Source organism: Paenarthrobacter sp. C1, assembly GCF_049315185.1.
Taxonomy (GTDB): domain Bacteria; phylum Actinomycetota; class Actinomycetes; order Actinomycetales; family Micrococcaceae; genus Arthrobacter; species Arthrobacter nicotinovorans.
This window is the reverse complement of record NZ_CP186053.1, coordinates 121,698-133,193: the sequence shown is the minus strand read 5'-3', so window position 1 is coordinate 133,193 and position 11,496 is coordinate 121,698. Positions and strand designations below refer to the sequence as shown.

Sequence of the window (11,496 nt, the reverse complement as noted above, 5' to 3'; positions counted from 1 at the left end):
GCGGCCTGACGGCGGATTCGTCAGATCCCGAGAACCTGGCTGAGCATTCCGTAGGCGCCCAGGGCCAGGACTGCGCCGACGGCCATGAAGGGCCCCATGGCGACTTCCATCCGCTTGCTGCCGCTCAGTTTCGCGGCGGTCATCGCGACCAGGCAGAGGAGGAAGGTGAACAGCAGCCACATCATCGCTGCGATGGGGGAGACGGCGGCGAGCAAAGCAGCGGGAACGGGGGAGAGCTTGATGTCCCCGCCGCCGGCGAAGCCGGTCACTACAGTCAGGCCCAGCATGAAGATGAACGTCACCGCGGCCGCGACGAGTGCCGGGATGAGGATCGCGGCAGCGGGGCTGAGGATCTGGGTGGCGGTCAGCAGCAGGGCGGCCGCGGCGGCGAACACCAGGGTGTGCTTGTTCCGGATCAGATGGGTGCACTGGTCCAGGTATCCGAGCATTCCAAGGCCCGCGCCCAGGACGAAGGTCAGGGCCATCAGATGCACCGGCAGGAACAGGACAGACATGACGGTTGTGGCCAAGGCCCCGGCGATGCTCCAGACGGTGGCTACCAGGTAGTCGTGGCCCGTGAGTTCGCGCAGGCCCGCCTCATGGGGGTCGGTGTCTTCGGGTTCCGGGGTCTCGGCAATGTCGTTGACAGGGGTGGCCGGGGCCGGGGTGACCTGCTGGGGAGCAGTCTCGGGGGCGGCGTCGGGGTCGGCGGTGACAGTGGTTGCGTCAAGAACTGTAGTCAAAGCGGGGTCCAATCTGTGGTTGCCGGTGCGCCCGGCTCAATGAGGTCTATGCGGGTGGACGGCTGGCGGGACTCTTTAGCCGCCTCCCATCTTCATCAGGGCCGGGTAGATGGCGTACATGGGCAGGACGATGGCGATGATGAGCAGGCCGGCGACGCCGTAGACCATGTAGTTGATGATCGGATCCAGGGTCTTGGACAGGGTCTCGAGCTGCACGTTGGCTTCGTTCCGGTATTCCGGGGCGAGCTCGTTCATGATCTCGATTTCCTGCCGGATCGACGGCGCCGAACTGAGCAGGTTCCGGGCGTCGCTGGGGACGAGTTTGGTCTTGATGAAATCCTTCAGTGGAACCCCGTCGCTGAGCATCTTGTCGGAGTGGGTGATGCAGTGGTGTTTCAGGGCCTCGTTGCCGCAGCCGTTGGCCGCACTTTTGAGCGACTCGGGCTCGCCGATGCCGGTGTCCAGGTTCGCGGACAGCAGCTGGAAGAGCCGGCTGGTGGCGGCCAGCTGGACGATGGGTCCGATCGCGAAGACGCGGATGGAGATGGTGTCCATCATGATCTTGAACTTCTCGGACCTGCGACCGAGCGTGACCCAGTAGCCCATGAACATCAGGACGAGGGCAATGAGGCTGCCAAGGACCCACTTGGTGATCTCCGCGACCTGCAGGATGACCAGGGTCATCGGCGGGGTCTCAGCGCCCAGGGAAGCGAAGGTGGCCACGAAACCTGGGATGATCAGGGTCACCGCCACGAAAAGCAGACCGATGCACATCGCCAGCATGAAGCCTGGCTGGATGAGGTTCATCAGCAGCTTCTTCTTCACGTTCTGCGACTCTCCGACCAGGGTGGCAGCGACCTGGAGGTTTTTCTGCAGCGCCGTCGAGGTGTGGGATGCCTCGATGAGTTCGCGGACGGTGCGGGGCAGCACTTCCTCGGCCATGAGCGCCTGCTTGAACCCGGCGCCATCTTCGCGCATGGTCTTGGCAGCGTTCTCGTACGCCCGGCCGATCTCGAACTTGTGGTACTGCTCGCCGACGATCTCCAGGGCGCGCGCCTCGGATTCGCCAACGCGCAGCACCATGGTCAGGGCACGCAGGGACCGGGCAATTGTCGCCGGCTTGGATTTCTTGCCCTTGTACCAGACAAAAGTGGCGGGCTTCTTGAGCGGTACGCCGTTCTCGTCGAAGCCCAGGTCGCCCTTCTTGGCCTTCTTACCGGCCTTCTTCTTCGCCGCCTTGGCTTCCTTGGAGTCTTTTGCCGGCTTCTCCTTCCTGGCCTTGGCCTGTTTCGGCTCCTTGGGCGCCTTCGGTTCTGCCGGGCCTGCTTTCCTGAAGCCCCAGCCTCGGCGCGCCGGGGCGGCGTCAGCGGATGCCTCGGTGAAGCTTTCGAAGGACGTGTCGGCCGGGACCGGTGCCTGCTCGTCGAGGTTTATGCTCATGCTGCCAGCCCCAGTTCCTTGTAGAGTCCTGCGCGCTTCAGGTCTTTTTCGAGCTCCTGAGGTGCCTTGGCCGCTGCCATGGCGACGTCGCAGGTGATTTTTCCTTCTGCCACGAGGGTGAGCAGGCTGCTTTCGAGGGTGAAGCTGCGTTGCTTGCCGGCGACCTTGTCCCCGTCGATCTGGCCGCGGATCATGTGGGCCTTTTCGTCGCGGATCAGCTCGGTGAAGTTCAGGTTGTTGACCAGGACCTCCCGGGCGGCCTGCAGCCGGCCGTCCACTGCGGGGACCAGCTTCTGGACCATGATGGCCAGCAGTGACTGGGACAGCCTGGACCGGACCTGGGGCTGCTCGTCCGCGGTGAACTGGCCGATGAAGGAGTCCAGGGCCTCGGTGATGGATCCGGCGTGGGCTGTGGTGATGACGAGGTGCCCGGTGGTGGCTGCGTGCAGGGCGGCCTTCGCGGTCGCCGCGTTCAGCAGCTCGCCGATCACGATGACGTTCGGCTTGGACCGGAGGGCGTCCTCGATCGCCGTCGGGTAGTCGGAGGCGTGCGAGCCGATCTGGCGCTGGACGATGGAGGTCGCCCCGATCTCCTCATGCACGAATTCGGTCGGGTCCTCGACCATGTAGATGTGCTTGTCGTATTCGGTGTTGACCTTCTTGATGAGCCCGGCGATGGCGGTGGTCTTCCCGGAACCGGTCGGGCCTTCCATGATGATCAGGCCCGAGTCCCGGTGGACCAGCTCCTGGATGATCTGGGGCACCCCGACGTCGTTGGCGTCCGGGATGACGGTGGGAATCAGGCGGAAGGTGACGGTGGTGCCGGCCAGCGACTTACGGAAGGTGCCGCGGACCCGGTACCTGCCGGTTGCCATCGCCACGGAGGTGTGCCCGCGGGGTTCCAGCGGGTTGGGGCGGCCTTCGGTTGCATCCACCAGCCAGGCGGCGATGTCCTCGTCGGTGAAGACTCCCTCGGGACCCTCGTCCTTGACGAGCTTGCCGCTGCGCAGGCGGCGGACCGGCTTGTTCGGGTGGATGTGCATGTCGGAGACGCGCTCGTCTCCGCAGCTGTCGATCAGGGCGTGCAGGCGGGCGATCGACACCGAAGAGCTGACCAGCAAAGGTCCGGAGGAGGGCACCTCGACCGCTGCAGGCGGAGGCACGAACACTGGCGCGGCGGAATCGAGGGCGCGCTGTCCGCGCCGGGTCATAAGATCATTCACCAATGACCCTCCTTGCTTCTTCTTCGTCCGTGATTCCTGCGTTGACCAGGCGTTCGACGTCGGCCGCGAAGGTGCTCATGGAGTTGTCTTCGGCCAGCGCCCGCAGCTGGCTGAGCGGCTGGTTGGTCATGATCGCCTCGGTCAGTTCGTCCGTGATGGTCAGGACTTCGTGGATGGGGACGCGGCCCCGGTACTTGGTCAGGGGGTTCCTGCCGTCCCAATCCGGGTTGAGCTTGCCGATCAGGCGCTGCGAGACGACGCCCTTGACGGAGTCCATGACGGACAGAGGCGAGTCGACGGCCAGGTCAATGAGGCGCAGCAGGGCGGTGACGTTGTTGTTGGCGTGGATGGTCGTAATGACCTGGCGGCCGGCCTTGGCTTGTCGGACGCCGGCCGCGGCGGTGGCCTGGTCACGGATCTCGCCCAGGAACAGCGTGTCGTAGTCAGATCGGACCAGCGCCGGGAGCAGGGCGTCGAAGCCGGCGCCGTTGTCCTCGTCGACTTCAAGCTGGATGAGGCCGGGCAGGGAGCGTTCCACCGGATCCTCAACGGTCCAGACTGTCCGGGTCGGGATGGCGACATGCATGAGGGCACCTTGGGCAGTGGTGGTCTTGCCTGAGCCCATGGGCCCGGCGATGATGATCATCCGGTTTGCGGCGCCAAGCAGGTCATAGAACAGCTGCAGATTCAGCGGCGAGAAGGACAGGTCTTCGAGCCGGCGCAGCGCACCGGACGGGGGCAGGCGCAGCACGATGGCGTCACCGCCGTCGGCTGTGCGGAAGGCAGCGACGCGGGCCTTGCGGCGCTCATCGTTGACCTTGACCATGTAGACGGTCTCCTCGGGCGCGAACCGGCCGCTCGTGGCGAGTTTCGCTTCGGCCTTGAACTTGCCGATGATGACGCGCCCGTCGATGCCTTTCACCTGGCGCACGGGCCGCATCCGGCCGTCCACACGGGCCGAGGCCTCCAGAATCAGGCTGGCGTTGTCGAAGTTGAGCAGAAGGTCGGAGGCGCCCATCTGCATGCAGTGCTGGATGGTCTCCTCAAGCCATGTGGAGGTGTCGGGTTCTTCCTGGAAGTAGTCCTCTGGGAGGTCTTCGCGGGAGATCTCTGCGGCCGGGGTGGCTTGGAGGGTAGGACCGGAGGCTTGGGGTGCCGTGCCGGCGGCGTCCAGTTCGCCGGCTGCCAAGGCCACGACCGGCAGGGAACGGTCGGCGAATTTGGAGTCGGCCCGGTGCCGTGGAAACTCCGAGGTGCGGCGGGCTTCAAGGGCTCGTCTAGCCAACGAGTGCCTCCTGTTTGGTTGCGGCACCTGCGATGCGGGACTGGAACTTGGTCAGCGCCCGGCGGTGCAGGATGGATGTGCGGGGGTCAAAGGCCGGGTCGTGCAGGAACGCTGCAATGGGAGTTCTGACCACCGGCGGACCGGCTGCCCAGGACGGCATTGGCGATGGCAAGGATCTCTTCGCGGACCAGGCCGAGGCTGGTCAGTTCACCGTCGGTGGTGGCGTGGGTGTAGAGGTGGCTCATCCTCACGCCACCAGGCTCGGCGAAGTACCGGATCGCATGCTTGAGGCTGTCCCGAAGATCTGCCGGCATCAGAGGGGCCAGCGCGTCGTAGGTGAGACTGGCGGCTTCCTGGACCGTGACGAGCGGCTGGCTGGGTGTCGGGACGTCGGAGGCGAACAGTGCGTCGTCGGTGAGTTCAACACGGAAGTGGGCGCCGGCGGCGGAGAGCATTTCCCGCTTGAGCATCTGGGACAGGTAGGCCCAGGGATCTTCGGCGCGAAGGATGTAGGCGTGGACGAAGTCCTGGCGGAGGACGGTGAACGCAGTGTTGGCGACATCGGCTACTTCGTAGGTGACGCCGTACTTATTGCGAAGCGACGCAGCCAGCGGCCCCCCGATCCGGTCGCTGATCTCGGCGTACAGCCAACGGCCGTCTTCGGAGTCCCACCAGGCGCCGTACTCGGGGTCGGACATCGGCATGGATGTCAGGACCGTCAGCAACTCCGGGGATTCGCCGCCGGCGACGGACGTCCGTGCGTCCGGTGTTGTCAGGACAGGCAATGCATTCCCTTCGATGTGGCGAACTTTCACGGCCACCCCCCGGCCCATCAAGGAACATGCGTAGATTCCCGGACATGAGGTGTCAGGTGGCAGGAAAGTTGCGCGGCCGGGGCCTTCTAATTGCGGAAGCTCCTGCCCGAAGGCGATACCTGATGGGTGGTTTACAACTGTCCCTATGCACCGCGTGGGCTGACGGGCCTTTCGCCCACCGGCAAGGGGGCACGCTCTTCTGGGCACAAAAAATCCCGGCCGGTGCCAGTGCGGCTCCGACCGGGATTCCGGCGGTCTATTCTGCGGTGTTCGGCTGAGGGGCCTTGGAGTGCGGCGTCCGGGGTTGGCCAGCCATGAAGCCGCCCCGTACGAGGCGTTTGCGGACTGTCTCCCAGTTTTGGCCGGTGGCGCGCTGAAGCTCGTCGCGGTTGGCGCCCAGCAGATACCAGGCACCCAGCAGCGCCAGGTAGCGGCTGGTCTCGGCAGCGTGGCCGACCGGGTCGACAAAGGCATGCTTCTCGAGGCGCTGCAGTTCGAGGGCATCCGCTTCCGGCACCTGGACCAGGGGAAGGGACGGCCGGCTCGCCCTCCAGAGCGTCGGCTCCTCCCGGTGCGGGGCGCCAGGCAGGTCGGGCGCACGCCCTTCCCCGTACCGGTCCTGCTGGGCGATGAACTTGAAGATCGCCTTCGGGTGCGACCCGAGGGCGTGGGCGACAGAGTAGGGGTCCCACCCGGCACTGTGGGCCCGGTGCAGCGCCGCAAAGTAGTCGGCGACCGCCGGCTTGACCCCCGACGGGGTTTTCTCGGAAGAGTCAGCTTCCACGGCTTCCGTGAGCCGGCTCTTCAGTGTCTTCGTGACCTCCGGGTCCAGGTCGCGCAACGGAATGACGTCCAGGCGCTTCGGCCGGACCGGGACCTCGATACCGGCGGACGACGGCGCGTCGTCGGGAAGGTCCAGGATCGCTAGCCGGATGTACTCATGGGAGACGTCGTTGGCCTTCCCTAACTGGCGGTAGGTCCAGCCGGCCTTATGGAAGTCGCGCAGGGCTGTAGCGAAGAGGACCCTGTCGGCGTCGCTGTTGTGGGCCTTGATCCGTAGTTCCGCCAGCTGCGCCCAGGGATCGGCCGCCGTGTGCGGGGTAACCATGGCTGACACCTTTCACTGGACGGCATGGTGAAGGACACGTTACACGCTGGCGGAATCTGTCAACTGAGAGACAGGGATCAGTGCGGGCCAGCCCGGCACCGGTGTCGGCGTGTACGGGGCCATGCTTGGGGGAGTCCGGGCGTACCCGTGACGCAGTGCCCGGGCGCGGGCGCTTCCAGGCCGGTAGCCGCAGGCCGAATCCAGGTCCAGCCACGAGACGTTGTCTTCTTTGAGGCTGATGAGCAGTGCGCTGAGCTCCTCGGAGGCGAGCCGGTCCTCCAGGGAGGACTCCAGCTCCCTGAGCTGCTCCGGTTCAGGGTGGGGCCCCAGCCGTTTGCCGACATGCTTGGTGGCTTTCCGGGCCTTCGCCGCGAGCCGGGCCAGCCGCTCCGCTTCACCGTCGGTCAGTGGCCGGGTCGCCCGGGGCGTCTGCTCCTTGCGTTCCTTGAGCACGCGGGTGAACGGTGCAAACGCGATGGCGGGCTCGGAGCTGACATCCAGGTCGATCTCTGCGATCTGGCGGAGGCGTTCTGCACTGGCGCCAACCAGGGGTGCCAGTGCCGTGTACGGCCAGCCGGCGACGTGGTGGGCGGACCGGATGGTGGCAATGAGGGCCCGCTCGGTGCGGATCCGGCGCATGCTCACCTCGTCCTCGAACCTGCGGAAGGCGGTGACCGCGGATGCGGGGAAGACGGCGCCCAGCTCAAACTTGGGCATCCGGTATGAGGCGGCGGCCGGAAAAGCACCAATTTTGTCCGCGCGGGCCCGGGACAACCCCAGGGCGGCTGCGGTGGTGCGACGTGACCAGCCGCTGGCGTCGGCGGCGCGGACGACCGTGGCCAGGCGGCCGTTGGCCCACGGGTCCTGCGGGTCCAGGGCCTGTCGGAATGCGGTGTAGGCGGCCTTCAGGGCCTTCGCCTGCGCCGCCGGCATCGGGATGTGGTCCTTCGGTTTTGCCACGATGGCCCCTGCCCGTATCTGCTGAAAGTACCCACTTACTGTATGCCACGGGGTTTTTAGCGCCAAGCCGAGGTGGCCGGGCAGTGCACTCAGGCGGCGCGCAGCTGCGGCTGGTTCTCCAGGGCGCTGATGCCGGTGAGGACACCGAGGGCGCTCAGCGAGGCAAGGATGCCGCGGGAAATCTCGCGTCGGCGGGCACCGTTCAGCTTGGCCAGGGAGGGGGTACGCATCAGCTCCAGCTCGACGGACAGCAGAGCCTGCTCGAAGACAGGGTCGTGGGCGGGGGTGCCTTCTGAAGTGGTGGATGCCATGGGATCAACGCTACGTGAGAGACTCCGGAGGGACTGAAACCGGCCGCCGGCGTCCGGGCCGCATAGAGCCAGACATGAAGCAGGAATTCTTCGGGGGACCGGCATGATCCCGGCACCCGTCCCGGTCTTTCCGATCGTGGCCATCCTGGTGGCCGCGGCTGGTGTCTTTTTCTATGCCGCCTTCCTGGCCGGTCGGGGAACCGCCCGTGCCGACCGGGGGACAAAGGCGTGGCGCCGGACCCTGGTGACCGCCACCGCGGCGGCGCTGCTGGGGATCGTTACATCGGCGCTGCTGGTGAACATCCTCGCCACCCATGACCGGAACTACAGCATGGCCGTCTGGGTGACTCTGTCCAAGGAATACGGCGTCCAGTCGGCGATCGCTGAGCAGGGCATCAAGGACGGCGTGCCGTTTGCCGCCATCGTGAACGGCAAAAGCGTCGAGTGCACGGTGACCCTTCCACGGACCGTGGTCTGCGACGGGGAAATGCTGCAGCCGAACGGCGGCACCTGACCCGCGGATGTCTACGCATGTTTCCGGTTAGAGGCATGTACCGGATCGGTTCCTGCCGACTGCAGTTCCCGCTTTGCACACCGAATATCAGGCCCGGTAAACCGCCGGACCTCCGAACAAATGGAGAAACCATGGATCGCCTTCGCAGTGAATGGGCCAACACATCCACCAAGAGCCGCATCGTCCTCGGCGTCATCCTGGGCGTCGTGATCGTTTTCGCGGCACTGTCCCTGACCGGTGTCGTTGATTTCGCTCCCGTGCAGACCGGTGTCACGCCTGTCCACAAGGGCTAGCCCCCTCTTCACCTGAAAAGGCCCCGCCGGGACGATATTCCTGGCGGGGCCTTTTCAGATTCCCGGAACAGGTCAGTGGAACAGGGAGCCGCGGCTGATGGGGACGAGTACGTCCGGCAGCAACAGGATCAGCAGGGCGCCGATCACCATGTACGGACCAAAGGCGAACTCGTGTTTGCGCCATCCCGCGAACAGCAGGGGCAGGGCGACCAGGCCGCCCAGGATCATCGGGAGGATCAGGGCGCCCAACGCGGCCGCGTAGCCTGATTCCAGCCCACAGACCAGGGCCAGCACGCCGCCCAGTTTGACGTCGCCCCAGCCCAGTCCGCCAGTAAAGAAGGCGACCAGCCACAGAATGACGTACGCGGCGGCCATCGAGATGGCTGCTGTCAGTGCTGCCGTGCCGCTGATAGCCCCCGTGGCGACTCCTGCGGCGATCGCCGCGCCAAAGACGGGGTACATGGGCAGCACGATGCTGTTGGGCAGCCGGTGGGTTTTCCAGTCGATGACCGCCAGGAAGATGAGGGCAACCGAAAGGAGGCCGATCATCCCGGCCACCAGCGGACCCCGGCCTGAATTGACCCAGATCCCCAGGGCGCCGGTACCGAGGGCAATGGCTGCGGTGGGCAGTCCTGTTTCGACGGTCATGATCGAGGGCAGCCAGGGTTCGTCGACGTCGGCGATGATCTCGACGTCAGCACTTCCGGCCCCCGCGGCCTCGGGAATTGGGGTGCCGGCGGGTGTGGTCTGAGCGGTCAATGGAGCTCCTCGGAACGGGTCGTGCCGGAGGGCTCCGGAACGGCATTGGGTGGCAACGTTGCGTTGGTGGTAAATCTCTCAACTGTTACACTAAATGGGTCGGTGTCTGGGCCGGCCGGATGATCGCCGGAGCACAATCCGGCAGGAAATGAGCTGCAGCAACTATGGGCAATGCCACCGCGGAGACCCTGTACAGAATTGCCTGCCAAAAGGCTGCCGACGGCCTCGGGTGGGATGCCCTGAACGCCCAGCTTGCCGCTGACGCGCTGGTCATCACCGCCGAAATGGAGAAGACCCCGAGGGCTTTGCTGGACATCAGCCCCCTCCGGTCCTTGGACCTTCCCGAAAACAGCCTGCCGGCTGTCGCTGCGGCATTCCGGGGCCAGCTCCTCAAAGGCCTGGACAGCTGGGGCATCTCCGGCGCCGTAGGTGCGGCGCTGCCAGCCATCAACCTGGCCGACGCGGCCCTGGATCCGGCCGGGGCGGGAGTCTTCGCCCAATCCTGGCTTGCCGGCCGGGATCTTGAGGCCTTCACCGCCGCCGAAGCCTCGCGGGCGGAACGGCTCGCGGCCCTGGCTGACCGGCTGTACACCGCGGGGGAGCAGCAGGCGGCGGCCCGCAGCGCCGCGGCCGCCGACAAGGCGACCCTGGCCGCGCACTACGGGGCTGAAGCCGCAGCCGTCGGCGACACCGGGCTGGCGGCCCTGCGGACCGGCATGCTCCTCGCCGAAGACGCCATCGCTCGCCACGTCCCGGGGCAGGACATCGCTGTGGCCCGGCGGCAGGCACGGCAGGCTTACGACGAGGCCAACCTCACTGATAAGCCCATCCACTGGGAATCGATCTCCTTCCTGTCCTAGGACCTGGTGGAAGCCCCGTCCCGGTGAAAGGGACGGGGCTTTCCTGTCAGCTGCGGCGGCCGGCGGCCTTCTGGCGGAAGTACGAACCGTCCGTCAGCTCGGCATCAATCGCGGTGCTCTCGTTGATGATGCCGTCCAGGACCAGGTTCACCAGGGAGACCTCGAAAGGGATGGAGCCGGAGTCCTTGGCCAGCAACTGCCCGGCGATGCCTTCGGTGTTGTTGTTCTTGATCATGTTCGAGATGGCAGTGTTCATCATCAGCACCTCGGTGGCGACGACGCGGCCCTCGCCGCCTTTGCGGGGGAGCAGCTTCTGGTAGACGACGCCTTTCAGCGACCGGGCCAGCTGCGCACGGGTGTCAGCGATCCGGTCAGGCGGCATGGCCTCCAGGATGCGGGCCGGGGCGTCAGCGGTGGAGCCGGCGTGCAGGGTGGAGAAGACCAGGTGTCCGGAGCTTGTTGCGGACAGCGCCGCCGTCATGGTCTCCGGGTCACGCATTTCGCCGACCAGGATGATGTCCGGGTTTTCACGCAGCGCGTCTTCGACGCCGAGGGCGAAGGAGTCCACGTCCCTGCCGACCTCGCGCTGGACGACCAGGGACCTGCCGTTCGAGTGACGGAATTCGATGGGGGCTTCGATCGTGGTGATCTTCTTGGCGTACTTCTCCTTGGCCAGTTTGATCAGGGCTGCAAGCGAACTGGACTTTCCGGACCCGGTCACACCGATGAACAGGTAGAGCCCGGCTTCGGCGTCGATGAAGGACCGGATGATTTCGGGCAGGCCGAGGCTGTCGAAGTCGGGGACAACCGAAGGAATGGTCCGGAAGACCGCCATCGGCTCCCCGCCGGCGACGGCGAAGTGGCCACGAAAGTTGGCGCGCTCGGTGGAGTACGAGAAGTCGAGGCGCTTCTTGGCCCAGAACTGTGCCCATTCCTCCTCGCTGACCATCTGGCGCAGAATCGTGCGCAGTGACGCTGCGTCGAGTTCGCGCGCGATTCCCTGCAGGGGGACGGTTTTCCCGTACACGGAAGCCCAGGGGGTGCTGCCGACAACAAGGTGGAGGTCGGATCCTTTCATGTCCAGGGTCCGGTACAGCAGGTAGTCCACGGCATTCGCGGGCTTCGCCTCTGGGGTGGGGGTTGGCTGGGTGGGGGCGACGGCGGTAGCTGTCATGGCTTTCCTTC

Annotated in this window: 13 protein-coding genes; 3 read left to right on the top strand and 10 right to left on the bottom strand. The window is 65.9% G+C overall.

From position 1 onward, the window contains the following. Window positions 1–20 precede the first annotated feature (20 nt). From ACNAOU_RS23010 to ACNAOU_RS22975, 8 genes are all read right to left on the bottom strand, one after another. Complete coding sequence (locus ACNAOU_RS23010) at window positions 21–743, bottom strand: prepilin peptidase (RefSeq protein ID WP_193593863.1); 723 nt, start codon at window positions 741–743, stop codon at window positions 21–23. A gap of 75 nt (window positions 744–818) precedes the next feature. After that, window positions 819–2,183, bottom strand: a complete 1,365-nt coding sequence (locus tag ACNAOU_RS23005) for a type II secretion system F family protein (RefSeq protein ID WP_193593864.1) — start codon at window positions 2,181–2,183, stop codon at window positions 819–821. Further along, the gene (locus tag ACNAOU_RS23000) at window positions 2,180–3,406 is read right to left on the bottom strand and encodes a type IV pilus twitching motility protein PilT (RefSeq protein ID WP_193593865.1); all 1,227 of its coding nucleotides are present in this window, start codon (window positions 3,404–3,406) and stop codon (window positions 2,180–2,182) included. The genes ACNAOU_RS23005 and ACNAOU_RS23000 overlap by 4 nt, the downstream gene beginning before the upstream one ends. Then, window positions 3,399–4,691 carry a GspE/PulE family protein gene (locus tag ACNAOU_RS22995; RefSeq protein WP_193593866.1) on the bottom strand — a complete coding sequence of 431 codons (1,293 nt, stop codon included), beginning with the start codon at window positions 4,689–4,691 and terminating at the stop codon, window positions 3,399–3,401. The genes ACNAOU_RS23000 and ACNAOU_RS22995 overlap by 8 nt, the downstream gene beginning before the upstream one ends. A gap of 86 nt (window positions 4,692–4,777) precedes the next feature. Beyond that, window positions 4,778–5,506 carry a hypothetical protein gene (locus ACNAOU_RS22990; RefSeq protein ID WP_422758828.1) on the bottom strand — a complete coding sequence of 243 codons (729 nt, stop codon included), beginning with the start codon at window positions 5,504–5,506 and terminating at the stop codon, window positions 4,778–4,780. 256 nt (window positions 5,507–5,762) lie between these two features. Further along, window positions 5,763–6,614, bottom strand: coding sequence for a hypothetical protein (locus ACNAOU_RS22985; protein ID WP_193593867.1), 852 nt, complete (start codon window positions 6,612–6,614; stop codon window positions 5,763–5,765). Window positions 6,615–6,653: 39 nt separating this feature from the next. Next, window positions 6,654–7,574: a hypothetical protein gene (locus ACNAOU_RS22980; RefSeq protein ID WP_227471661.1), complete on the bottom strand. Its 921-nt coding sequence runs from the start codon at window positions 7,572–7,574 to the stop codon at window positions 6,654–6,656. 89 nt (window positions 7,575–7,663) lie between these two features. Next, window positions 7,664–7,885, bottom strand: coding sequence for a hypothetical protein (locus ACNAOU_RS22975; RefSeq protein ID WP_193593868.1), 222 nt, complete (start codon window positions 7,883–7,885; stop codon window positions 7,664–7,666). 103 nt (window positions 7,886–7,988) lie between these two features. Between ACNAOU_RS22975 and ACNAOU_RS22970 the strand changes: the two genes are divergently transcribed. Continuing rightward, complete coding sequence (locus tag ACNAOU_RS22970; RefSeq protein WP_193593869.1) at window positions 7,989–8,399, top strand: hypothetical protein; 411 nt, start codon at window positions 7,989–7,991, stop codon at window positions 8,397–8,399. Between the two features lie 131 nt (window positions 8,400–8,530). Then, window positions 8,531–8,692 (top strand): hypothetical protein, encoded by a 162-nt coding sequence (locus ACNAOU_RS22965; RefSeq protein WP_193593870.1) that lies wholly within the window; start codon window positions 8,531–8,533, stop codon window positions 8,690–8,692. A gap of 72 nt (window positions 8,693–8,764) precedes the next feature. On the opposite strand, the gene ACNAOU_RS22960 is transcribed toward ACNAOU_RS22965, so the two are convergent. Beyond that, on the bottom strand, window positions 8,765–9,451 hold the full coding sequence (locus ACNAOU_RS22960; RefSeq protein ID WP_193593871.1) for a prepilin peptidase: 687 nt from the start codon (window positions 9,449–9,451) through the stop codon (window positions 8,765–8,767). Window positions 9,452–9,615: 164 nt separating this feature from the next. Here ACNAOU_RS22960 and ACNAOU_RS22955 point away from each other — a divergent pair, with 164 nt between their 5' ends. Then, entirely contained in the window at window positions 9,616–10,311 is a 696-nt protein-coding gene (locus ACNAOU_RS22955) for a hypothetical protein (protein ID WP_193593872.1), read from the top strand. Between the two features lie 46 nt (window positions 10,312–10,357). On the opposite strand, the gene ACNAOU_RS22950 is transcribed toward ACNAOU_RS22955, so the two are convergent. After that, on the bottom strand, window positions 10,358–11,485 hold the full coding sequence (locus ACNAOU_RS22950; RefSeq protein ID WP_193593873.1) for a type IV pilus twitching motility protein PilT: 1,128 nt from the start codon (window positions 11,483–11,485) through the stop codon (window positions 10,358–10,360). Between the last annotated feature and the right edge of the window lie 11 nt (window positions 11,486–11,496).